A 22,306-nucleotide genomic window follows, 5' to 3' on the forward strand; every position below is an offset into this window, starting at 1 on the left:
ATTACGCGTACTCCCTAATCCGCCACTCGTGTGCGGCGGCTAATGTAATCTTCCACCATTTTTATCTCTGATGGAAGTACCGTGAACTTTTCCTTACGTTCCATCAGCCCCGACAGCCATTTTGGCAAAGCCGGCTCGATGCCGCTGGCTGCGAGTACCGCCGCGGGGAACTTTGCCGGGTGCGCGGTGGCCAGCACGACCATTGGTACATCGCTTTTGGGCAGGCTGGATGCGACATGCATGGCAGTCGCGGTGTGCGGGTCGAGCAGGTAGCCGCTCTTTTCGAGCGTCGCACGGATGGTCGCTGCGGTATCAGCCATGTCGGCGCGTCCCGCACCGAATTCGCCGCGGATGGCGGCAAGCGACTGCGCTTCGATGGTGAAGGCGCCGGACTGCTTGAGGCTCGCCATGTAGCGGCGCACCACCGTGGCATCGCGGTTGGAGACCTCGAACAGCAGGCGTTCGAAGTTGGACGAGACCTGGATGTCCATCGACGGCGAGGTGGTAGCCACCACGCCGGTCTGGCGGTATTCGCCGCTCTTCAGCGTGCGGTCGAGAATGTCGTTGTCGTTGGTGGCAATGACAAGCTGGTCGATCGGCAACCCCATCTTCTTGGCGGCATAGCCGGCGAAGATGTCGCCGAAATTACCGGTCGGCACAGTGAAGGAAACCTGCCGGTCCGGCGCGCCGAGCGAGATGGCGGACGAGAAATAATAGACGATCTGGGCCATGATGCGAGCCCAGTTGATCGAGTTCACGCCCGACAGCTGGACGCGGTCGCGGAAGCCGTGGTCGTTGAACATGTCCTTCACCAAGCCCTGGCAGTCGTCGAAATTTCCTTCGATCGACAGCGCATGGACATTGGCGGCATCAGACGTCGTCATCTGGCGCTGCTGCACCGCCGAGACGCGACCATGCGGGAACAGGATGAAGATGTCGGTACGTTCGCGCCCGGCAAACGCTTCGATGGCTGCGCCGCCGGTATCGCCCGAGGTGGCACCGACGATGGTTGCACGCTGGCCGCGTTCGGCAAGCACATGGTCCATCAGCCGCGCCAGCAGCTGCATGGCAACGTCCTTGAAGGCGAGCGTGGGGCCGTGGAACAGTTCGAGCACGAAGCTGTTGGCGCCGGTCTGGATCAGCGGGCACACCGCGTCATGGCGGAACGAGGCATAGGCCTCACGCACCAGGCGCTCGAACACGTCCTGCTTGATTTCGCCGCCAAGGAACGGGGTCAGCAGTTTGATCGCGAGATTGGGATAGCTCAGGCCGCGCATGGCCCGGATTTCGGCGGCGCTGAAAGTCGGCCACTGTGCCGGCAGGTAGAGGCCGCCATCGCGCGCGAGGCCGGCAAGTACAGCATCAGAAAATCCGAGCGTGGGCGCTTCCCCACGGGTGCTCACATAGTGCATATCTATCCAATCCAAGGCTATGCGACCTGCTGCCTGTCGGCAGGACGGGAAAACTGCGCTCCGTCAGTCGCATTTTTGCCGCGCGGTTGATATAGAACGACTGCTTTGCGAGAGGGAAGTGCAGTTCATGGTGTTTCGTTTGATCGACGGCCGTTTTCTGACGGCTTTGGCGACCGCCGGCTTTATGCTCGCCGTCACAGGCTGCCAATCAGGCGGCAGCGGCGGCTTTTTTAGCCCTCCCGCCCCGAAGGATCCCAAGGTGATCGCGGCCGAAGAGGGCAAGATCCTGGCCAGCGAGTTGCTTGCCTACTGCCCTAACATCACGTTGCGTGACGGCACTGCCTTCTTCAACAGCTATGCCAAGGGCGGCCAGGACGACCCTGCCAAGCTCGTCCACCAGTCGGCCATCACCGACGTTACGCGCAGCTGCACCCGCGCTGACGGCACCATGACCATCAAGGTTGGTGTCGCCGGCAAGGTCGTGGTCGGTCCCGCAGGCGGTGCCGGTGCGATCACCATGCCGATCCGGGTTGCCGTGACCCGCGGCGAAGAGGTGCTCTACTCCGAACTGCACAAGAACGCCGTGCAGGTGAGCGATCCTTCGACGGCGACCCAGTGGGTGTTCACCGTGCCGAACATCAACATCCCCAACCCGACGGCGCGCGACATCGTGATCTATGTCGGCTACGACGAAGGTCCGGCCAAGAAGCCCGCAAAGCCGTAAGGCGTAAGCCTGACGACCGCGTCGGCCGTGAAAAAGCCTGGAGCGTCCGTGTCCAAATAAGGACGCCGGTCGCGCCAGGCATGCGCCGTCAACATCTGCTGCTTCAGGCGGCGTTCCGCCCCTGTCGTTCCCTGACCAGTGTCGCGACAAGCGCGTCGACCTCGGCTTCGGCCTTTTCGATCGACGCCTCTAGCCTGGCGTCGGCAAATTCGTCGAACTCGATTGCCACCGACCTGATGTCGGTGATGCCGACATAGTTGAAGGCGGTCGAGATGCTGGCCTCGACGTGGTTGAGCGCCTCGATCCTGCCGCCCTTGCCATAACCATGGTCGCCACGCGACGACAGGATAACGAGTGTCTTGTTGGCGCTGGCGAGCAACGGCCAGTAGGGATCGCCGGCGCGCGACCGGTCGAAGCCGAAGGTGCGGCCGACCCGCACGATGTTGTCGATCCACGCCTTGAATTGTGCCGGTGGCGCGAAATTGTACATCGGCACGCCGGCAACGATGATGTCGGCCGCAAGCAACTCGTCGATCAAGGAATCGCTTTCGGCAAGCGTCTCGGTCATCCACGGCAGGCGCTGCTCCGGCTTGGTGAACGCGGCGTGGATCCAGTTGCCGGTCACCGGCTGTGGCGGCTGCTGGCCGACGTCGCGATAGACGATGTTTTCATCGCCGCCATATGCAGCTCGCCATGCCCGCGCAAAACGCTCACCCAGGCGCCGGCTGTGCGATCCGAACGGGTTCTCAGCTGAAGAATGCGGGCGAGCGCTGGCGTCGATATGCAGGATCTTGGTCATTTCATGGGTTCCCATAAGATAGAATAGCTCATCTGATTGCGCGCGGCGCGTTGACGTGCTGCTTGCGTTCCATTTGAAAATAATGGGTGATATGTTGCGTGGCGAAATCGAATTCATCATGTAACAGATGAGGTAGGATCATGCGTCGCCAACTGCCTCCGCTTGCGACGCTGCGTGCCTTCGAGGCCGCCGCCCGTCATGCGAGCTTCAAGCAGGCTGCCGAGGAGCTGGGGGTTACGCCAACCGCCATCAGCCACCAGATCAGGCTGCTGGAGGAAACGCTGGCCTTGCGGCTGTTCGATCGCCGCACACGGCAAGTGGTGCTGACGCGCGAGGGGAGGGAGCTCTACCCGGTGCTGCGCGACGGGTTCGATTCTTTCGCCGAAGCGCTCGACCGTGTCTCGGAACGCCGCCGCAGCGTGGTCACGCTGTCGGCCACCACCTCATTTACTGCACGCTGGCTGGTGCCGCGGGTGGCGTCGTTTCGCGAGCGCTATCCAACTGTCGACCTCAGCCTGCATGCGTCGGACGATCCCGTCGATTTTCGCAGCGGTATCGCCGACGCGGCCGTGCGCTATGGCCGTGGGCCTTATCCGGATCTTAGCTCGACCTGGCTGATGGCCAACCGCTTTGCGCCGGTATGCAGTGCCCGCCTTGGCCTGAAGGCGCTGGATGACATGCGCCACGTCACGCTGCTTCATTCACGCTGGAGGCACCCGAACGCCGACACGCCGACGTGGCGGCGCTGGTTCGATGCGGCTGGGGTTGCAGGTGTCGAGGCCGATGCCGGCATCAGCTTCAACGATGACGGTCATGCGGTGCAGGCGGCCGTAGCCGGGCAAGGGGTGGCGCTGCTCAGCCTCGTGCTCGTCGCCGATGACCTGGCGTCGGGCGTGCTGGTCCAGCCGTTCGGGCCGACCATCGACGGCTACGATTTCCACCTCGTCCATCCCAGGACGCCGCGGCTGGAGGTGCGCATGTTGAGCGAGTGGCTGCTCGATGCGCTGTCTCAGGAGCGTTGACTGGCTCAATGACGCTCAGCTGTCCTTGTGACGCTGGTAATAGCGCGCGACGCGCATGCGGTTGCCGCAGCGCGCCGCCGCGCACCAGCGACGGCGGTTGCTCGCCGGCAGAAACAGCATCGTGCAATCCTCGGCTTCGCACTTGCGGATGGTCCTGACGCCCGGGTCGGTCAGCACAAACGCCACGGCTTCGGCCAGATGCGCGGCCAGATCGGCGATCACCGAGCCCGTGCGCCTGGGCTCGGCCGCCATTGACGATCCGCCCCACCGAAGCTCGAGATGAACCGGGGCTGCCGAAAGCGTCTGGTTGAGCTCGCGCAGACTGGTGTCTGACGGCGCCTTGCCATGCCGGACTTGGTCTACTAGCTGGCTCGCACATTCGCGCAGCGAGCGAATGAGGGCGAGGTCGGCTTGCGTGACCTTTGCGAGCGCATCTCCGCCAAACTCGCCCAGCCGCTCGACTTCCAGCGCCACCCATGCCCGCAAGCTATCAGGCGTTGCCAGATGGTCGATGCTGTCGGCCCCGCTGCGCGCCCGTGTGTTGATCAGGTCCAGCCCCAGGAGCTCGCCGGTGAGCGGGATGATGTCGGCGTTCATACTAACTCCTAAGGTTGCCATTGACACATTACACGTTTGGATGAATGTTGTAATGCATAATTCTACATTTAAGGCATGTGAAATGACAATCCTGGCTTTTCCCCGCATTGTCCATCGTTATCTCGACGTCGATGGCGTCAGCATCTTTTACCGTGAGTCGATCCCGGTCGAGGCCGGCCCTGACGCGCCCGTACTGCTATTGCTGCACGGCTTCCCCTCGGCTTCGCATCAGTTCCGCCGCCTGATCGACGCGATCGGCAACCGCTACCGGGTCATCGCACCTGATTATCCGGGGTTTGGCCACAGCGAAGTGCCGTTGCCAGCAAGCGCGGGCGGAAACTTTGCCTACACGTTCGACCAGCTCGCCGACACGATGGAAGGGTTTGTCAAAGGATTGGGCCTGGACCGCTTCGTCTCCTATCTCTTCGATTTCGGTGCGCCTGTCGGTTTCCGTCTGGCGACGCGGCATCCCGAATGGTTCGCCGGCCTGATCATCCAGAACGGCAATGCGTACGAAGAGGGCCTGTCCGACGGCGCCCGCGATTTCATCGCACTCAGGCCCGAGCAGCCGGATGCAGAGCAGACGATACGCGACCTGCTGACGCTTTCGGGCACGCGCTTCCAGTATGAAACCGGCATCGGACAGCAGGAACTATTGGCACCTGATGGCTGGACGCTCGACCAGCATTTCCTCGATCAACCCGGCCGCAAGCAGCCGCAGGTCGACCTGGCGTTCGACTACCACAGCAACGTCGCACGCTACAGCGAATGGCAGGCCTGGTTGCGGCAGCATCGGCCAAGGACGCTGATCGTGTGGGGTAAGGACGATCCGTTCTTTCCGGAACCAGGCGCGCATGCCTATCTCCGCGACCTGCCGGAAGCGGAGTTGCACCTGCTCGAGACCGGGCACTTCGCGCTTGAAGAGAAACTGCCCGAAATCGTGCCGCTGATCGCCGACTTTGTCGATCGGACGTGGCACGCGCCAGGCAGGTAAATCCTGTCGGCCGCGTGCGTCAGGCGTGCTCAGACCACATACCGAGTGCTTCGAGCACGCCGCCAAGGTCGGCCCAGCGGCGAATCACCGTTTCGGCACCTGCTTCGGTCAGCATGTCGGCATGGCCGGGGTAGCTGTGCGCGCCGCCGGTGAAGCCGATGACGCGCATGCCGGCGGAAACCGCCCCTGCGATGCCGTGCACCGAATCCTCGATGACGAAGGTCTTGGCCGGATCGGCACCGTAGGTGCTTGCGGCGTGCAGGAAGACGTCTGGCGACGGCTTTGGCTTCTTGCTCGGGGTTTCCAGTGCCGAAAAGATGCGGCCCTTGAACAGTGGCAGGATGCGCGTGCGCTCGAGCATCATCTCGATGCGCTCGCTGGTCGAATTGGAGCAGATGCAGCGCGGTGCGGTGACGGCTGCGACAGCTTCATGCACGCCGTCGATGGCGCGCACATCCGTCTTCAGCTTGCGGTCGACAAGTTCCTCGGCATGGCTGATCAGCGAGGCCTGGAAGGGGATCGCCGCCTTCTCCTCGATCTTCAGCATGATGTCCTTGAAGGTCAGCCCGGCATAGCTCTCGGCGATTTCCTCGGCTGATATCTCGAAGCCGGCCGCGGTCAGCAGCTCTGCTTCGACGCGGGCGGCGATGATTTCGGAATCGACGAGCACGCCGTCGCAATCGAATATCACTAGGTCTGGCTGGGTCATGGCAGTCCGGGAAGCTGGGGCGCCGAGGGCGCGCGGTCGGAAAAGTTCAAGGCGCGGCGATTACACCATTCTGGCCCGATCCGCAAATTAGAACGCCCGCTTCATCAATTGTTTACGCTGATCGGTAACCATAACGGCGAGTAAATAGTAACGCGTCATCCCGGGTATCAGAATGTCAGCAGTGCGTCCTCTCGACCAGCTTTCCCGCACGCCCAAGCCGTCCGAATGGCTCGACACCATCATCAAGGGCGACTGCGTGGCGGCACTCGACAAGTTGCCGGCCAATTCTGTCGACGTCATCTTCGCCGACCCACCTTACAACCTGCAGCTCGACGGCGATCTGCATCGTCCTGACCAGTCGAAGGTCGACGCTGTCGACGATCACTGGGACCAGTTCGAAAGCTTCGCCGCCTATGACGCCTTCACCCGCGCCTGGTTGCTTGCTGCCCGCCGCGTGCTCAAGCCCAGTGGCACGATCTGGGTCATTGGCTCTTACCACAACATCTTCCGCGTCGGCGCGACGATGCAGGATCTCGGCTTCTGGATCCTCAATGATGTCGTGTGGCGCAAGACCAACCCGATGCCGAACTTCCGCGGCCGCCGTTTCCAGAACGCCCATGAGACGATGATCTGGGCCTCGCGCGACCAGAAGGGCAAGAACTACACCTTCAACTACGACGCGCTGAAGGCCTCGAACGACGACGTCCAGATGCGCTCGGACTGGCTGTTTCCGATCTGCACTGGCGGCGAACGCCTGAAGGACGACGACGGCAACAAGCTGCACCCGACGCAGAAGCCGGAAGCACTGCTGGCCCGTATCATGATGGCTTCGACCAAGCCTGGCGATGTGGTGCTGGATCCGTTCTTCGGCTCGGGCACGACGGGCGCGGTGGCCAAGCGTCTCGGCCGCCATTTCGTCGGCATCGAGCGTGAACAGGCCTACATCGACGCCGCCAATGAGCGCATCGCTTCGGTGCGTACGCTCGACGGCCCGTCGCTGACCGTGCTTACCGGCAAGCGAGCCGAGCCGCGTGTTGCTTTCGGCAGCCTGCTCGACATGGGCCTGCTGGCACCCGGTGCAACGCTCTATGATGCGAAGAAGCGCTGGGCGGCAAAGGTTCGCGCCGACGGTACGCTGGCAATCGGCGACATCGCCGGCTCGATCCATCGTGTTGGTGCGTCGGTGCAAGGGCTCGACGCCTGCAACGGCTGGACCTTCTGGCACTATGAGCGTGCCGGTGGCCTGACCCAGATCGACGAACTGCGCCGCATCGTGCGCGTCGGCATGGAGAAGGCGGGAGCCTGAAGCTTCACCCGCGCCGGACTATCCGGCGCGAGCGTGCAGGCATCATTGGTCGCCGGTTCTGGACCTTCAGCGACCGCGCCGCGCCTGCCATAGAGATCGAATTCCGGCAGCCAAATTAGCCAGTCCGGGTTCGTCGATCGGCCGGTTTCCAGTCACCGTCCGATCCCGAGACGCTCGAGGTCCGCCTCGAGCGTTTTCGCATTTGTGAACAGCACGGCGTGCCAGCCAGCGGCGATGGCGCCGTCGACATTCTTCTGGCTGTCGTCGATGAACAGCGAAGCCTTCGGGTCGATACCGAAGGCGGCGACGTGATGGTCGTAGATGCGGCGGTCGGGCTTGATCAGGCCGATGTCGCCCGAAACCGTGACACCGCGTGGCTTTTCGAGGAACGGAAAGCGCTCGCGTGCCTCGCGGAACGTGTCAGAGGCCCAGTTGGTCAGCATGGTGACATCATGGCCGGCTTCGACCAGCCCTTCCATCAGGGCGACGCTGTCGTCATAAGCGTGCGGCACCATATCGTGCCAATTCTGCCTGAAGGCGCGGATGCTGTTTTCATGCGCGGGGAAGTCGGCGATCAGCAGCGCCTCGGCCTCTTCCCAGGTGCGGCCGCGATCCTGCTCGATGTTCCACTCGCTGGTGCAGACATTGTCGAAGAACCAGCGGCGTTCGACCGGGTCGGGGATGATGCGGCTGAAGGGGATATCAGGATCGTAATGGATCAGGACCTTGCCGATATCGTAGACGATGTGGCGGATTTCGCTCATGGTTTCGCTAAAGTCCTCGTTTCGTTGCGCCCGGTATGGCAGCTTCGATGACTTTTTTCATGACGCTTGGCAAGGCTTCGCCGGCGAGGTCGGCGGCCGCTGACCAGAAGTGGCCGTCTGGCGCCTGAACCGAGGTCGCTTCGGCGCGAAACACGTCGAGATCAAGGGTAAAATGGGTGAAAACGTGGGTGATGGTACCCGCGCGCTGCCAGTTCGCGGCGAACGGCGCGCTGTCGACACCGGTTGCACCATCGACGCGCGCGGTCCAGTCGGTGGTCGGCACCTCGGTCATGCCGCCGAGCAGGCCCTTGCCCGGGCGCTTGCGCAGCAGCACCGCACCATCGCTCCTGACGGCGACGAAGGCAGCTCCGCGCCGCCGCGGCCGCTCGGCCTTGGCCGGCTTGACGGGATAGAATTCGGGATCGCCCGAGACGACGGCACTGCAGTCAGCACGCAACGGGCACAGCATGCAGCGCGGGCGCCGCGGCGTGCAGATGGTGGCGCCGAGATCCATCATCGCCTGGGCGAAATCGCCGGGTCGTGCCGCAGCCAGCATGCGCTCGACATGGGCGCGGATCTCTACCTTGGCCTGGGGCAGGGGCGTTGCGATGGAAAACAGGCGCGTGACCACACGCTCGACATTGCCGTCGATCACCGCAGCCGGACGGTTGAAGGCGATCGAGGTTATTGCGGCGGCCGTATAGGGTCCGATGCCAGGCAAAGCGCGTAGCCCGTCTTCGTTGTCGGGAAATCGGCTCCCTGGCAGGCGTGCCACTGTCTCGGCGCAGACCTTGAGATTGCGGGCGCGAGAATAATAACCGAGCCCGGCCCAGGCCTTCATGACGTCTTCGGTCTCGGCGGCGGCCAGTGCGGCGACATCGGGCCACTTGTCGAGGAACGCGCGGAAATAGGGTTTTACCGCTTCGACCGTGGTCTGCTGCAGCATGATTTCCGACAGCCAGACACGATACGGGTCAGGGCGGATGCCGCGCTTCAGCTCGCTTGGCGGCGTACGCCACGGCAACTCGCGATGATGAACATCGTACCATTCGAGCAGCAGTGTCGCGATCCTGCCGTCCACATCGGTGGCGAGCTTGCGGCTGTCGGTTGGGGATGCCATTGATGAACTGGACTGCCTTCGGCGTTGCGTGTCGACAGGGGTGTTTCTGGAGAACGACATGGCAGGGAAAAGGTGGACGGGCAATCCCGTTCCGGTCAGCGATCTGGCAAACGCTATACTCGATCCCGTCCTGCGCAAGCGCACCGGCATCTCCGTCGGACTTGTCCAGTCATGGGAAGAGATCGTTGGGCCGCGCCTGGCCCACAACACCCGCCCGGAGAAGATCCAGTGGCCGCGGCGCATGCATGAGGATGATCCATTCGAGCCGGCCGTGCTGATCGTCGCATGCTCGGGGCCGGCGGCACTTCATCTCCAACACGAGACCGGCGAGATCATCGGTCGGGTCAATTCTTATCTCGGCTTCAACGCCATCGGCCGCATCCGCATCGTGCAGAAACCGGTGTCGAACACGGCCGCCAAGCCGCGTCCGCGGCTGCGCAAGCTGACCGATGCGGAGCAGGGCAAGCTTACCGGTGCGGTAAGATTCATCGAAGACGAAGGACTGAAGGCATCGCTCGAAAAGCTGGGCGCGAGCATTCTGGGCAGCCGAAAGTAGAAAATGCCGGCTTTCTCGCGCTTTCGTGATTGAAAGTGCGGCAAATTGCGATTGGTTTGGGGACAGCCATGCCTTAATTCGCGCCAACTATCGCTTTCACGTAACCGCACATTGCAAAATCCAACCATCGTCAGGTGATTCGTATGCTTCGTTCGATTTCTCGCAGGACCGCACTTACCGGGCTGGCTGCCGTTTCGGCTGCTGCGCTGCTTTCCGCTTGCAGCGATTCCGGCGAGCAGGCCAACGCAGCAACGCCCAAGCCTGCCGAGCCGGCGACCCCGGCCGCAACACCTGCCGCTCCGGCAACGCCCGTCCAGGCGGTGAAGGTGCCAGAGGCACAGGGCACGGTCGACATGGCCAAGCTGGTTGAAGCCGGCAGCCTGCCCGACATGATCATCGGCAAGGCCGATGCGCCCGTCACCATCGTCGAATACGCCTCGATGACCTGCCCGCACTGCGCTCATTTCCATGAGACGACGCTGCCGGCGCTGAAGACCAAGTACATCGACACCGGCAAGGCGCGGCTGATCTACCGCGAGTTCCCCTTCGATCCGCTGGCCGAGGCAGGCTTCATGCTTGCGCGCTGCTCGAAGGATAACTACTTCCCGATGGTCGACGTGCTGTTCAAGCAGCAGCAGAGCTGGGCCGGTTCGCAGAACCCCAAGGACGCGCTGCTGCAGATCTCCAAGCTTGCCGGCTTTACACAGGAGTCGTTCGAGGCCTGCTTGACTGACCAGAAGCTTCTGGACGATATCAGGGCTGTGCGTGCCCGCGGCGAGAACGATTTCAAGGTCGACTCGACGCCGACCTTCTTCATCAACGGGAAAGTCTACAAGGGGGCAATGACGATTGAGGAAATGTCGGCGGTTATCGACGGCATGCTCTGACAGGCTCATAGCACCGAGGCAACGCAGCTTCGGTGCACCCTTCCGTGCGGACTGGCGCGAATGAAGTTTTCGCGCCTCCGCCTTCTCGGTTTCAAATCCTTTGTCGAGCCCGGCGAGTTCGTCATCGAACGCGGGCTCACCGGCATTGTCGGGCCGAACGGCTGCGGCAAGTCAAATCTTGTCGAGGCGTTGCGCTGGGTGATGGGCGAAAGCTCATACAAGAACATGCGGGCTTCCGGCATGGACGACGTCATCTTCTCCGGTTCCGGCACGCGCCCGGCGCGCAATACCGCAGAAGTGACGCTGTTCCTCGACAACACCGACCGCACGGCGCCTGCCTCGTTCAACGATGCTGACGAATTGCAGGTGTCGCGCCGTATCGAGCGCGAGGCGGGTTCGGTCTATCGCATCAACGGCAAGGAAGCGCGCGCCAAGGACGTGCAGCTTTTGTTCGCCGACCAGTCGACCGGCGCGCGTTCGCCGTCGATGGTGGGGCAGGGCCGCATCGGCGAGCTGATCCAGGCTAAACCGCAGGCGCGCCGCGCATTGCTTGAAGAAGCGGCCGGTATTTCCGGCCTGCACACGCGCCGCCACGAGGCTGAGCTTCGCCTGCGCGCCGCCGAGCAGAATCTCGAACGCCTCGACGACGTTGTCGGCGAGCTGGAAAGCCAGATCGAAAGCTTGAAGCGCCAGGCCCGCCAGGCATCGCGCTTCAAGAACCTGTCGGCAGATATCCGCAAGGCGGAAGCCACGCTGCTGCATCTGCGCTGGACGCTGGCCAAGGCGCAGGAAGGCGAGGCGCAATCAGCACTTGCGACTGCCACAGCCCTTGTCGGCGACCGTGCCGCAGCCCAGATGGCGGCGGCCAGGGACCAGGGCATCGGCGCCCACAAGCTGCCAGAGATGCGCGATACCGCGGCTGCTGCGGCTGCGACCTTCCAGCGGCTTTCCATCGCCCGTTCGCAGCTTGAGGAAGAAGCGGGCCGCATCAATTCACGCCAGAGCGAACTCGATCGGCGCCTGCAGCAGCTCGATGCTGACATCGCGCGTGAACAGCGCATGATCGGCGACAACGCCGCGATCCTGTCGCGCCTCGATGCCGAGGAAAAGTCGCTCAACGACGAAAATGCCGGCGCGACCGACCGCGAGACGCATACGCGCGCGGCCTTCGAAGAGGCGATGGCGACGCTGGCACTGACCGAGGCCGAGCTTGGCCGCCTGACCGCCGAGCGCGCCGAGGCGGCCGCCGGGCGCACCCAGGCCGAGCGGGCCATGCGTGACGCTGCCGAGCGCCGCGACCGCTTCGCTCGCCAGCTCAGCGAGCTCGACCGCGAGGCCGGCGAGATTGCGGCGCGGATTTCCGCGCTGGCCGATCCGGCGGAAAAGCAGATGCTCGCCGAAGCCGCCCAGGAAGCGCTTGAAGAAGCCGAGGTCGCTGCTACCGAGGCCGAGCGTTCGGTCACCGAGGCGCGGCAGGCCGAGGCTTCGTCACGTACGCCGCTGCAGGAAGCCAAGGCCGAGCTCGCGGGCATCGAGACCGAAGCGCGCACGCTGGCCAAGATCATCAACGCCGCGTCGGGCGATCTTTTCCCGGCGGTTCTGGAGCAGATCGGCGTCGAGCGCGGGTTCGAAACAGCACTGGGGGCTGCCCTCGGCGATGATCTCGAAGCAGCGCTCGACCGAGCCGCACCGGTGCATTGGAGCGATGCCAAGGTAGTTGCCACTGACCCGAAGCTGCCCGAAGGCGTACGCAGCCTCGCCGAAGTTGTTCGTGCTCCGCACCAGCTGGCGCGCCGTCTTGCACAGATCGGGGTTGTCGATGCCACGGACGCCGCAAGGCTGCAGCCGCTGCTGGCGCCGGGCCAAAGGCTGGTGAGCAAGCAGGGCGGGCTGTGGCGCTGGGATGGGCTGACCGCAAGCGCCGACGCTCCGACTGCCGCAGCACAGCGCCTTGCCCAGAAGAACCGGCTTGCCGAACTCGATGCCGAGGCGGTCCAGGCGACACTTTTGGTGCGCTCCGCCGAAGAGGCCCTGGCGCGCGCCGAAAATGCCGTCCGCGAAAACACCGAAGCCGAGCGCCAGGCACGTCAGGCATGGCGCGACGCGCAGCACCGTGTCGGTGCGGCACGCGATGCGTTGGCCCAGGCCGAAAAGGCGGCCGGTGAGTTGACCAGCCGCCGTGCTGCGCTGGATGAGGCACGCGCCCGTGTCGCCGACGCACATGAGGAAGCGCAGGCCGGCTACGTCGAAGCCGAGGACATGCTTGGCTCGGCGCCTGATCTCGCCGACCTTCAGCTGCGGCTCGAACAGCTTTCCGGTGCCGTGGCGCGCGATCGCTCGGCGGTTGCCGACGCCCGCGCCGTGCATGACGGCCTCAACCGCGAGGCCGAGGCCAGGGTGCGTCGCCTGACGGCCATCGCAGCCGAACGCCAGAGCTGGGTGCTGCGTGCCGAAAGTGCCGCCGAACAGGTTGAAGCGCTTGCCGAACGGCGCGAGGAAGCCGCTGCCGAACGCGAAGTGCTGGCCGAAGCCCCTGATGAGCTCGACGCTCGCCGCCGGGCGCTGATGTCGCAGCTCACCCAGGCCGAGGCGCTACGCAAGGAAGCGTCCGATCGTCTCCAGGATGCGGAGAACAAGCAGTCGGTTCTCGACAAGGCAGCAACCGCGGCCATCCAGGGACTGGCCGAAGCGCGCGAAGCCCGCGCGCGCGCCGAGGAGCGCCTGACCGCCGCCGACGAACGCCGTCGCGAGGTCGAAGCGCGCATCCAGGAGGTGCTGGCCACGCCGCCGCATCTCGTCATCCGCCACACCGGCCTCGAAGCCGACGACCCGATGCCCGATCCCGCCGAGATCGAACGGACGCTGGAACGCCTCAAGATCGAGCGCGAGCGGCTCGGTGCGGTCAACCTGCGCGCTGAAGAAGAGCAGAAGGAATTGTCCGACCGCCTCGAGGCGATCGTCTCCGAGCGCGAGGACATCATTGAAGCGATCCGCAAGCTGCGCCAAGGCATCCAGGGGCTGAACCGCGAGGGTCGCGAGCGCCTGCTGGCAGCCTTCGACCTGGTCAATGGCCATTTCAAGCGGTTGTTCACTCATCTGTTCGGTGGCGGCACCGCCGAGCTTCAGCTGATCGAGTCGGAAGATCCGCTCGAAGCCGGTCTCGAAATTCTGGCCCGGCCGCCCGGCAAGAAGCCGCAGACCATGACGCTGCTTTCTGGCGGCGAGCAGGCATTGACTGCCATGGCGCTGATCTTTGCAGTGTTCCTGACCAATCCGGCACCGATCTGCGTGCTCGACGAAGTCGATGCGCCGCTCGACGACCACAATGTCGAGCGCTTCTGCAACCTGATGGATGAGATGGCGGCGTCGACCGAGACGCGTTTCGTCGTCATCACCCACAACCCGATCACCATGGCTCGCATGAACCGCCTGTTTGGCGTCACCATGGCCGAGCAGGGCGTGAGCCAGTTGGTGTCTGTCGATCTCCAGGTCGCCGAATCCCTGCGCGAAGCAAGCTGATCCCGAACTGCGCTACTTGAGCTTGAGGCTGTAGTGTTTGCGGTGGCGCCGGTAGTTGATCTGGCGTAGCGCGGTCTGGCCGAGTGCCTTGATCGACACCGTCCAATGCCGCCTCAGCTTGATCTCGTTGCGGTCGGCCTCGATCAGGCTGCCGCCGAGTTCCGCGCTGACGTCGGTCACGAGGTTGGGCTTGACCGACAGCACGCGCAGCTTTAGCTCCCAGAAGAACTTTATGTCTTCGTCGATCTGGCGATAGATTGTCGGGCGGCTCAGCAGGCTTTCGGCGCCGCGCCGCGTGATCAGGTAGCCGACCATGCCGGCTGTCGGGCTGCCATGCGATACGATGGCGATGTCAGCGACTTCGACGGAGCCGACGACCGGCCGATCCTGGAAATCGAAGAGCTTGAGGATATCCCATTCGACCGGCGCCTGTTGCAGCGCAGCTATACGCGCGGCAAAGTCGGCTGGCTCGAGCAGCCGGAAGTCGTCTTCAAGGATGAGAGCCATTGGCTCGTCGGTATCCAGGAAGGCGCGCATTGCCTTGCGATGGCTGGCATAGGCCGCCACTTCCGCAGGCGCCAACGGGCGTTTTGAACGCTTGCGGTTCTGCTTGGGATCGTAAAGATCAATAGTTTCAGTGCATTGAGGGGTAAGGCCTTCGACGAACGCGAAGGGCCACGAAAGCGCTGAAAGCTGTGCGTGCGCCGATTTGCGACGGGGCCCAGCTTCGGCATCGACTGTCACGACGAGCGTGACCGGTAACGACGAAGTCATGTAGAGGCTCGCTTATATGCGTGTACCGCTAAACTACGCGCAACCATTGGGCAACATGGCCACGCGTTCGAATGCACCGATATTTTGTGCGGTGGTTGAATCTCACAAACTCGGCGCAACGTATAGTAGGAAAATGGCGCATATCGCAAAAGCCGCGCCCGGGGGACAGGGCCGGGCCTAAGTGGAGGCCGCTTCGGCGAGCAGGTAGGTAAGCGCCATATTGCGCTCGTCATCATGCAAAATGTCCATGTCGAAGAGCTTCATGCTGCGCAGCCCTTCTATCACCAGGAACGCCACCATCAGCTTGGCGGTATCTGTTGTTTCCGACTTCAGCCGGTCGAGCAGCTGACGCTTGAAGTCCCTGACAGGATTGAGAAAATCGGGATCTTCGGCAAGCGCGGCGAGCACCCCGGCCGCTGACGGCTGCTTTTGTTCGCACTCCCGCGCCGACAGTTCAATGTAGGCCGTCAGACTATTTTTGGTAGTATCGCCGCGCTTTGCCGCCTCTGCCGCCAGCGCATCCTCGAAGCTCTTGAGGTAGTCCTGCACCAGCGCCTGCATCAGCTTGGCCTTGGTTGGGAAATTGTACAGCAGGCCGCCCTTCGATACACCCGCGCGTTGGGCCACCGCGTCAAGCGACAGGTTGCCCGGGCCGACGATGTCGGCAAGTTCGCTGGCTGCGGCGAGGATTTTGTCGCGAGAGCTTGGTCTATGGCCCGACATTGTGGTGTCTCCTTGGGATCACATTATCGTGGATTGACAATACCGTCCAGACGGTACAGTAAGCCCGCCGCTCTTGGGTTTTCCAAGAAACCGGTCCAATGTGCATCGCGGCCTTCCGGATGCCGATTCCTTACCGATTGGGGATCTCCTTTGAAAAAGCGTCTCTTCATCGCTCTCGTGCTGCTTGTACTCGTTTGCGGCGGCATCGTCGGGTTCAACATCTTCCGCGACAATGCGATCCAGCAGTTCTTCGCCAACATGCCGGTCGCGTCGGTGACGGTGGCGACCGCCAAGGTCGATCCCGCTCCCTGGACGCCAGGCATTGAAACGATCGGCACGGTCAATGCCTCGCAGGGCGTCGACCTGACGGTCGAGCAGGCAGGCATCATCAAGGACATCAATTTTGTCGCCAACCAGCGCGTCAAGCAAGGCGATGTGCTGATCCAGCTCGACGATACGGTCCAGCAGGCGGATCTGGCGGCGTCCAAGACGCAGGCGGCACTCGACCAGCAGTCGCTCGACCGCGCCATCGAACTGCAACGCCGCGGCGTGGGTTCGGAAGTCGCGCTCGACGCGGCCCGCGCAACGGCATCGACGTCGGCCTCACAGGTGCAGAAGCTGCAGGCGGTGCTCGACCAGAAGCAGCTGCGCGCGCCGTTCAACGGTACAATAGGTATTCCCAAGGTCGACGACGGCCAGTATCTTGCCCCCGGCACCATCGTTGCCACGCTGCAGGATCTCGACACCATGCGTGCCGACTTCTCCGTACCGGAGCAGCAGCTTGGTCTTTTGAAGATGACCCAGCCGGTGGCCTTTGGCGTGACCGCCGACGACATGGCTTTCAAGGGAAATGTCGTCGGTATCGATCCGAAGGTCGACCCGCAGAGCCGGCTGGTTTCGGTCCGCGCCGAGATCACCAATCCTGAAGGCAAGCTGAGCCCCGGCCAGTTCGTGCGCGTGCGTGTCGAGCTGCCCAGGGAGGACGGCGTGCTGGCCGTGCCGCAGACCGCGTTGACCACCAGCCTCTACGGCGACTATGTCTATGTCGTGCGCCCCGCCGAGGCCAAGCCAGAAGCCGCAGGTGCCGCTGCAGCCGCTCCGGCTGAGGCATCGGCAACGCCAGCCCAGCCGAAGGCCGAACCGGCACTTGTCGTCAACCAGGTCTTCGTCAAGGTCGGCCGCCGTTCGGAAGGCCGTGTCGAGATCATCGAAGGCGTCAAGGCCGGAGACGAACTGGTCATCGCCGGCCAGAACAGGTTGACCAACGGCACCCCAGTCAAGGTCGACAACACGGTTTCGCCAACGACCTCCGCTGATGCCAAGGCGGCCGCAAAATGAGTTTCTCAGACATCTTCATCCGCCGCCCCGTCCTGTCGACGGTGGTCGCCTTCATGATCCTGCTCCTGGGTTTCCAGGGGCTGTTCAACCTGTCGGTCCGGCAATACCCCGAAGTCGAGGAGACGGTGATCACCATCTCCACCGTCTATCCCGGTGCCAGCGCCGACCTGATCCAGGGCTTCATCACAGCACCTATCGCGGCTGCGGTGGCAACGACCGAAAACATCGATTACGTGACGTCGCAGAGCCGGCCGTCGTCGAGCACGGTGACCGTGCAGATGGAACTCGGCTCCAACCCCGATACCGCGCTGACCGAGGTCATGTCCAAGGTCCAGCAGGTGCGCGGCCAGTTGCCGAGCGATGCCAAGGACCCGACCATCGTCAAGGGAACGGGCATGCAGTTCGCCATCATGTACCTGGCGATGCAGAACCCGAACATGAGCTCGGAAGAGCTGACCGAATACATTGAACGCGTCATCCGTCCGCGCATGTCGACCATCGAGGGCGTTGCCGAGGTCCAGGTCCTGGGCGCCGCCAACTATTCGATGCGCGTCTGGGTCGATCCGGTGAAGCTTGCCGCGCGCGGTCTTACCGCCGCTGAAGTGTTGCAGGCGATCAACGCCTCCAACTTCCTGTCGGCGCCGGGCAAGACCAAGAACGAATACGTCGCCTATTCGATCACCATGAAGTCGACGCTGCAGACGCCGGAGGCATTTGGTGAACTGCCGCTCAAGTCGGACAACGGCAACGTCGTCAGGCTGCGCGATGTCGCGCATGTCGAACTCGCCGCCGAAAGCACCGATACGGTCGTCAACTTCAACGGCGAGCCGGGCACTTTCATCGGCATCTTCCCCACACCGTCGGCAAACCCGCTCAACACGGCGGCCGCCGTCATCGACGAGCTGCCGGCGATCAGCGCCAGCCTGCCCCAGGGCATGACCATCACCATGGTCTATGACTCGACCGAGACGATCAGCGCATCGATCGAGGAGGTGTTCAAGACCATCGCCGAAGCCGTGGCCATCGTCATCGTCGTCATCCTGCTGTTCCTGGGCTCGTTCCGGTCGGTGCTGATGCCGGTGGTGACGATCCCGCTGTCGCTCATCGGCGTCTGTTTCATCCTGTTGATGATGGGCTATTCGATCAACCTGCTGTCGCTGCTGGCCATGGTGCTGGCGATCGGCCTGGTCGTCGACGATGCCATTGTGGTGGTGGAAAACATCCATCGCCATATCGAGGACGGCATGTCGCCGATGCAGGCGGCATTCAAGGGCATGCGCGAGATCTTCGGGCCGGTGGTCGCCATGACCATCACGCTCGCGGCCGTGTTCGCCCCGCTGATGTTCACCGGCGGCCTGACCGGGTCCCTGTTCCGCGAGTTCGCGGTCACACTTGCGGGTGCCGTCATTCTCTCCGGCTTCATCGCGGTCACGATCACGCCGATGATGTCGGCGCGCATGCTCAAGGCCGGCAACCACAGCCGTTTCGCGCAGGCCGTCGACCGTACTTTCGAGCGCATCGCCAACCGCTACGAGCGGCTGGTGGCAGGCTCGCTGAAGTATCGGCCGGTGACGTTGTTGATCGTCATCGCGCTTGTCTCCGTGACTGGCTTCATGTTCCTCAAGACGTCGAACGAACTGGCGCCCGAAGAGGACTCTGGTGCGTTGTTCGCGCTGGTAACGGCGCCGCGCTACGCGACGACGGAATATACAAGCATGTACACCGACCAGATCCGCGACCTGACCAAGGATCTGCCCGAGCTCAAGACCAGTTTCTCGATCGTCGGCATGGGCGGCGGCACCAATTCGGGCTTCTCCGTCTGGGTGCTCAAGGACTGGGCCGATCGTACGCGGTCGCAAAAGGAGATCCAGGCCGACATCCAGGCACGCCTGTCCAAGGTCAGCGGTGTGGAAGCTCTGGTCTTTGCACCGCCGTCGCTGCCGGGTGCCGGTGGTGGCCTGCCGATCTCGTTGGTCATCCAGTCGACTGGCGATCCGAGCCAGGTCTTCGAGGTGGCCGAGCAGATCAAGCAGAAGGCACAGGCCTCCGGACGCTTCATCGTCGTACAGAACTCGCTGTCCTTCGACGCGCCGCAGGTGACGGTTACCATCGACCGCGATCGCGCGGCAGCGCTCAACCTGTCGGTGCGGGATATCGGCACGACGCTGAGCCTGCTTGTCGGCGGTGGTTCGATTGCCGAGTTCGATCGCGATTCAAACAGCTACGACATCATCATGCAGGTGCCGGAAGAGTATCGGAACAACCCGGAGAAGCTCGGCGAGTTCTTCGTCCGCAGCGTCAACGGCCAGATGGTGCCCTTGTCGGCGGTGGTGACGATCAAGACCAACTCGTCGCCGGCCTCGATCGACCAGTTCAACCAGCTCAATTCGGCGACGATCGCGGCATTGCCTGTGCCCGGCGTCACCACTGGCGACGGCCTGAAGGTGATCGAAGACATTGCCCGGCCGTTGCTGCCGGCCGGCTTCTTTGTCGACTATTCCGGCCAGTCGCGCCTGGAGAGCGAGCAGGGCAGCACGATCCTGATCGCCTTCGGCCTGGCTATCGTCGTGATCTACCTGGTGCTGGCGGCGCAGTTCGAGAGCTTCCGCGATCCGTTCATCATCATGATGTCGGTGCCGCTGTCGATCTTCGGCGCCATCGTGCCGCTTAATCTCGGCCTGGGTACGCTCAACATTTACACCCAGGTCGGTCTGATCACACTGATAGGACTGATTACCAAGCACGGCATCCTGCTGGTCGAATTCGCCAACCAGCAACGCGAGGAGCACGGGCTGTCACGCAGCGAAGCGATCATCGCTTCGGCCAAGGTTCGCCTGCGGCCGATCCTGATGACGACGGCGGCGATGGCGCTGGGCGTCGTGCCACTGATCATCGCCTCGGGCGCAGGCGCTGCGGCACGCTACTCGATGGGCTTGGTGATCTTCTGCGGCGTGATCGTCGGCACGATCTTCACGCTGTTCGTGGTGCCGATGTTCTACACCTTCATCTCGCGCAAGGACCTGGCGGCTCACGTCGAAGAACCCGACGCCGCGCAGATGGCGGAACCCGCTCATCACTGAACGGGCGATGTGAAATGAAAAAGGCCCCGGAGCGATCCGGGGCCTTTTGCTTTGGCAGGTTGCGGGCCGGCATCCGCATTTTTGCATTGCACAATGATGGCCGGCGCGCAAAGAAGAGGGCATGAAGACCGCCGCGCTCAGCGTCCTCGTCATCGACGAAAACCGCATCCGCGCCTCGATCATCGAGGCGGGTTTGCGTGAGGCCGGGCATGATCACGTCACGCTGGTCCACGACGTGGCGGGAATTGGACGGCGCATTGCCGAGATCAATCCCGATGTCATCGTCATCGATCTCGAAAACCCCAATCGCGACATGCTGGAAAACATGTTCCAGCTTTCGCGCGCGGTGAAGCGGCCGATCGCGATGTTCGTCGACCGTTCCGACAGCGCTTCGATCGAGGCGGCCGTCGATGCCGGCGTCTCCGCCTATGTCGTCGACGGGCTGAAGCGCGAGCGGGTCAAGCCGATCCTCGATATGGCCGTCAGCCGCTTCAACGCATTTTCACGCCTGGCGCGCGAACTCGAGGAGGCGCGTAGCGAACTCGAGGACCGCAAGGTCGTCGACCGTGCCAAGGGCATCCTGATGAAGTCGCGCGGCATCTCCGAGGCGGAGGCCTATGCGCTGATGCGCAAGGCGGCGATGAACCAGAACCGCAAACTGTCGGAGATTGCGCAGAGCCTGGTGACCGCTGCCGGGCTGTTGGGAGACGATGCATGAGCGATGCCCGTTTCGAGATTTCAGCCGGCTTCCTGCCATTGCTCGACAGCGCCCTTCTGGTGATGGCCAGGGAGAAGGGGTTCGCTGCGGCCGAAGGCATTGATCTTACCCTGGTGCGCGAAACCTCCTGGGCCAACATCCGCGACCGGCTGGCCGTCGGGCATTTCCAAGTGGCGCACATGCTGGCACCGATGCCGATCGCCTGCAATCTCGGCCTGACGCCGCTCGCGGCCACCACCGTCGTGCCGATGGCGCTGGGCCTCGGCGGCAACGCCGTCACCGTTTCCAACGCACTGTGGCACGACATGGCAGCCCATGGCGCGAGCGACGATCTTTCGCCGCGCGCAACTGGGGATGCGCTGAGGGCCGTGGTGGCTGAGCGGGCACTTGGCCACGCCTCGCCGCTGCGCCTTGGCGTGGTTCATCCGCATTCGGGCCACAACTACGAATTGCGCTACTGGCTTGCCGCCTGCGGCATCGACCCCGACCGCGACGTCGAGATCGTCATCCTGCCGCCGCCGTTGATGGCCGATGCGCTGGGCTCGGGGTCCCTCGACGGCTATTGCGCCGGCGAGCCGTGGAATACCGCCGCCGTCATGCTCGGCCATGGCCGCATCGCAACAGTCAAAGCCAAGATCTGGCGCTCCAGCCCGGAAAAGGTGCTGGGGGCCGATGCGCGCTGGAGCGACGCCAATCCCGAGGCGCTGTCCGCGCTGCTTCGCGCCATTCATCATGCGGCGCATTGGTGCGCGGTGCCAGGCAATCACACCGAGCTTGCAGGCATCATGGCAGCACCTACCTATGTCGGGCGCCCGGCGGAATGGATGCTGCCCGCACTTTCGGGGCATCTCGGGACGGTAGAAAACAGTCTTGTCGATGTCGAAGACTTCTTTGTTCCCCAGGCAAAGGCCGCGACCTTTCCGTGGAAGAGCCATGCGTTGTGGTTCTACAGCCAGATGGTGCGTTGGGGGCAGGCCGGGCACTCCCCCAACAATGCCTCGATTGCCCGCGAGACCTATCGGCCCGACCTCTACCGTACCGCGCTCAAGCCGTTGGGCGCGGCCTTGCCGGGCGCCAACGCCAAGGTCGAAGGCGCGCTTGCAGCGCCGACGCCGGTCGGCTCGGCCGGCGCCAGCCTGGTGCTCGGGCCCGATGGCTTCTTTGATGGCAGCCTGTTCGATCCGGACGAGCTCGACGGCTACATCGCTTCCCAGAGAAGCGCGACCGTCTGACCGGTTGTCAATTTTTGTGCATTGCACACAAA

At 63.3% G+C, this 22,306-nt stretch carries 19 protein-coding genes; 11 read left to right on the forward strand and 8 right to left on the reverse strand.

Annotated features, from left to right (window positions below; translation table 11 throughout):
- Positions 1-14: 14 nt before the first annotated feature.
- Complete coding sequence (gene thrC / locus IHE39_RS01485; protein WP_192565277.1) at positions 15-1,412, reverse strand: threonine synthase; 1,398 nt, start codon at positions 1,410-1,412, stop codon at positions 15-17.
- 127 nt (positions 1,413-1,539) lie between these two features.
- Between thrC and IHE39_RS01490 the strand changes: the two genes are divergently transcribed.
- On the forward strand, positions 1,540-2,136 hold the full coding sequence (locus IHE39_RS01490; protein WP_192565278.1) for a hypothetical protein: 597 nt from the start codon (positions 1,540-1,542) through the stop codon (positions 2,134-2,136).
- Positions 2,137-2,239: 103 nt separating this feature from the next.
- Here the strand turns inward: IHE39_RS01490 and IHE39_RS01495 are convergent, their stop codons facing one another.
- Positions 2,240-2,935 (reverse strand): FMN-dependent NADH-azoreductase, encoded by a 696-nt coding sequence (locus IHE39_RS01495; RefSeq protein ID WP_192565279.1) that lies wholly within the window; start codon positions 2,933-2,935, stop codon positions 2,240-2,242.
- Between the two features lie 140 nt (positions 2,936-3,075).
- Between IHE39_RS01495 and IHE39_RS01500 the strand changes: the two genes are divergently transcribed.
- Positions 3,076-3,957, forward strand: coding sequence for a LysR substrate-binding domain-containing protein (locus IHE39_RS01500; RefSeq protein ID WP_115733086.1), 882 nt, complete (start codon positions 3,076-3,078; stop codon positions 3,955-3,957).
- 15 nt (positions 3,958-3,972) lie between these two features.
- Here the strand turns inward: IHE39_RS01500 and IHE39_RS01505 are convergent, their stop codons facing one another.
- A complete protein-coding gene (locus IHE39_RS01505; protein ID WP_192565280.1) occupies positions 3,973-4,554 on the reverse strand; it encodes a CGNR zinc finger domain-containing protein in 582 nt (193 codons plus the stop codon).
- Between IHE39_RS01505 and IHE39_RS01510 the strand changes: the two genes are divergently transcribed.
- Positions 4,538-5,548, forward strand: coding sequence for an alpha/beta fold hydrolase (locus IHE39_RS01510; protein ID WP_246485401.1), 1,011 nt, complete (start codon positions 4,538-4,540; stop codon positions 5,546-5,548). The genes IHE39_RS01505 and IHE39_RS01510 overlap by 17 nt on opposite strands.
- 19 nt (positions 5,549-5,567) lie before the next feature.
- Here the strand turns inward: IHE39_RS01510 and IHE39_RS01515 are convergent, their stop codons facing one another.
- Positions 5,568-6,257 carry an HAD family hydrolase gene (locus tag IHE39_RS01515; RefSeq protein WP_192565281.1) on the reverse strand — a complete coding sequence of 230 codons (690 nt, stop codon included), beginning with the start codon at positions 6,255-6,257 and terminating at the stop codon, positions 5,568-5,570.
- Between the two features lie 172 nt (positions 6,258-6,429).
- Here IHE39_RS01515 and IHE39_RS01520 point away from each other — a divergent pair, with 172 nt between their 5' ends.
- The gene (locus tag IHE39_RS01520; protein WP_192565282.1) at positions 6,430-7,563 is read left to right on the forward strand and encodes a site-specific DNA-methyltransferase; all 1,134 of its coding nucleotides are present in this window, start codon (positions 6,430-6,432) and stop codon (positions 7,561-7,563) included.
- 152 nt (positions 7,564-7,715) lie between these two features.
- On the opposite strand, the gene IHE39_RS01525 is transcribed toward IHE39_RS01520, so the two are convergent.
- Positions 7,716-8,327 carry an HAD family hydrolase gene (locus tag IHE39_RS01525; protein WP_192565283.1) on the reverse strand — a complete coding sequence of 204 codons (612 nt, stop codon included), beginning with the start codon at positions 8,325-8,327 and terminating at the stop codon, positions 7,716-7,718.
- Positions 8,328-8,334: 7 nt separating this feature from the next.
- Positions 8,335-9,447 carry an A/G-specific adenine glycosylase gene (gene mutY / locus IHE39_RS01530; RefSeq protein WP_192565284.1) on the reverse strand — a complete coding sequence of 371 codons (1,113 nt, stop codon included), beginning with the start codon at positions 9,445-9,447 and terminating at the stop codon, positions 8,335-8,337.
- Positions 9,448-9,505: 58 nt separating this feature from the next.
- Here mutY and IHE39_RS01535 point away from each other — a divergent pair, with 58 nt between their 5' ends.
- The 3 genes from IHE39_RS01535 to smc all read left to right on the forward strand — a co-directional run bounded on the left by IHE39_RS01535 (position 9,506) and on the right by smc (position 14,409).
- On the forward strand, positions 9,506-10,003 hold the full coding sequence (locus tag IHE39_RS01535; RefSeq protein WP_192565285.1) for a DUF721 domain-containing protein: 498 nt from the start codon (positions 9,506-9,508) through the stop codon (positions 10,001-10,003).
- 143 nt (positions 10,004-10,146) lie between these two features.
- The gene (locus IHE39_RS01540) at positions 10,147-10,890 is read left to right on the forward strand and encodes a DsbA family protein (protein ID WP_192565286.1); all 744 of its coding nucleotides are present in this window, start codon (positions 10,147-10,149) and stop codon (positions 10,888-10,890) included.
- A 60-nt stretch (positions 10,891-10,950) separates the two neighbouring features.
- Positions 10,951-14,409: a chromosome segregation protein SMC gene (gene smc / locus IHE39_RS01545; RefSeq protein ID WP_192565287.1), complete on the forward strand. Its 3,459-nt coding sequence runs from the start codon at positions 10,951-10,953 to the stop codon at positions 14,407-14,409.
- A 12-nt stretch (positions 14,410-14,421) separates the two neighbouring features.
- Here the strand turns inward: smc and IHE39_RS01550 are convergent, their stop codons facing one another.
- Both IHE39_RS01550 and IHE39_RS01555 read right to left on the reverse strand, forming a co-directional pair.
- Positions 14,422-15,183, reverse strand: coding sequence for a glycosyltransferase family 25 protein (locus IHE39_RS01550; protein WP_192565288.1), 762 nt, complete (start codon positions 15,181-15,183; stop codon positions 14,422-14,424).
- Between the two features lie 177 nt (positions 15,184-15,360).
- Entirely contained in the window at positions 15,361-15,906 is a 546-nt protein-coding gene (locus IHE39_RS01555) for a TetR/AcrR family transcriptional regulator (RefSeq protein WP_184769393.1), read from the reverse strand.
- A 150-nt stretch (positions 15,907-16,056) separates the two neighbouring features.
- Here IHE39_RS01555 and IHE39_RS01560 point away from each other — a divergent pair, with 150 nt between their 5' ends.
- The 4 genes from IHE39_RS01560 (at position 16,057) to IHE39_RS01575 (ending at position 22,274) form a co-directional block, all read left to right on the forward strand.
- Positions 16,057-17,244, forward strand: a complete 1,188-nt coding sequence (locus IHE39_RS01560) for an efflux RND transporter periplasmic adaptor subunit (RefSeq protein WP_246485357.1) — start codon at positions 16,057-16,059, stop codon at positions 17,242-17,244.
- On the forward strand, positions 17,241-20,324 hold the full coding sequence (locus IHE39_RS01565) for an efflux RND transporter permease subunit (protein ID WP_192565290.1): 3,084 nt from the start codon (positions 17,241-17,243) through the stop codon (positions 20,322-20,324). Before IHE39_RS01560 ends, IHE39_RS01565 begins: the two co-directional genes overlap by 4 nt.
- Positions 20,325-20,445: 121 nt before the next feature.
- Positions 20,446-21,042, forward strand: a complete 597-nt coding sequence (locus tag IHE39_RS01570; RefSeq protein ID WP_184769390.1) for an ANTAR domain-containing response regulator — start codon at positions 20,446-20,448, stop codon at positions 21,040-21,042.
- Positions 21,039-22,274: a CmpA/NrtA family ABC transporter substrate-binding protein gene (locus IHE39_RS01575; protein WP_192565291.1), complete on the forward strand. Its 1,236-nt coding sequence runs from the start codon at positions 21,039-21,041 to the stop codon at positions 22,272-22,274. The genes IHE39_RS01570 and IHE39_RS01575 overlap by 4 nt, the downstream gene beginning before the upstream one ends.
- Positions 22,275-22,306 lie beyond the last annotated feature (32 nt).

The organism is Aminobacter carboxidus (assembly GCF_014863355.1).
Classification (GTDB): Bacteria; Pseudomonadota; Alphaproteobacteria; order Rhizobiales; family Rhizobiaceae; genus Aminobacter; species Aminobacter carboxidus.

Excerpts from the sequence above, each read along its gene's own strand:
- IHE39_RS01570 (WP_184769390.1), top strand. The coding sequence starts at position 20,446 with ATGAAGACCGCCGCGCTCAGCGTCCTCGTCATCGACGAAAACCGCATC.
- IHE39_RS01520 (WP_192565282.1), top strand. The coding sequence starts at position 6,430 with ATGTCAGCAGTGCGTCCTCTCGACCAGCTTTCCCGCACGCCCAAGCCG.
- IHE39_RS01495 (WP_192565279.1), bottom strand. The coding sequence starts at position 2,935 with ATGACCAAGATCCTGCATATCGACGCCAGCGCTCGCCCGCATTCTTCA.
- IHE39_RS01505 (WP_192565280.1), bottom strand. The coding sequence starts at position 4,554 with ATGAACGCCGACATCATCCCGCTCACCGGCGAGCTCCTGGGGCTGGAC.
- IHE39_RS01575 (WP_192565291.1), top strand. The coding sequence starts at position 21,039 with ATGAGCGATGCCCGTTTCGAGATTTCAGCCGGCTTCCTGCCATTGCTC.
- IHE39_RS01565 (WP_192565290.1), top strand. The coding sequence starts at position 17,241 with ATGAGTTTCTCAGACATCTTCATCCGCCGCCCCGTCCTGTCGACGGTG.
- IHE39_RS01540 (WP_192565286.1), top strand. The coding sequence starts at position 10,147 with ATGCTTCGTTCGATTTCTCGCAGGACCGCACTTACCGGGCTGGCTGCC.
- thrC (WP_192565277.1), bottom strand. The coding sequence starts at position 1,412 with ATGCACTATGTGAGCACCCGTGGGGAAGCGCCCACGCTCGGATTTTCT.
- IHE39_RS01555 (WP_184769393.1), bottom strand. The coding sequence starts at position 15,906 with ATGTCGGGCCATAGACCAAGCTCTCGCGACAAAATCCTCGCCGCAGCC.
- IHE39_RS01510 (WP_246485401.1), top strand. The coding sequence starts at position 4,538 with ATGATGTCGGCGTTCATACTAACTCCTAAGGTTGCCATTGACACATTA.
- IHE39_RS01515 (WP_192565281.1), bottom strand. The coding sequence starts at position 6,257 with ATGACCCAGCCAGACCTAGTGATATTCGATTGCGACGGCGTGCTCGTC.
- IHE39_RS01550 (WP_192565288.1), bottom strand. The coding sequence starts at position 15,183 with ATGACTTCGTCGTTACCGGTCACGCTCGTCGTGACAGTCGATGCCGAA.
- IHE39_RS01535 (WP_192565285.1), top strand. The coding sequence starts at position 9,506 with ATGGCAGGGAAAAGGTGGACGGGCAATCCCGTTCCGGTCAGCGATCTG.
- smc (WP_192565287.1), top strand. The coding sequence starts at position 10,951 with ATGAAGTTTTCGCGCCTCCGCCTTCTCGGTTTCAAATCCTTTGTCGAG.
- IHE39_RS01525 (WP_192565283.1), bottom strand. The coding sequence starts at position 8,327 with ATGAGCGAAATCCGCCACATCGTCTACGATATCGGCAAGGTCCTGATC.
- mutY (WP_192565284.1), bottom strand. The coding sequence starts at position 9,447 with ATGGCATCCCCAACCGACAGCCGCAAGCTCGCCACCGATGTGGACGGC.
- IHE39_RS01490 (WP_192565278.1), top strand. The coding sequence starts at position 1,540 with ATGGTGTTTCGTTTGATCGACGGCCGTTTTCTGACGGCTTTGGCGACC.
- IHE39_RS01500 (WP_115733086.1), top strand. The coding sequence starts at position 3,076 with ATGCGTCGCCAACTGCCTCCGCTTGCGACGCTGCGTGCCTTCGAGGCC.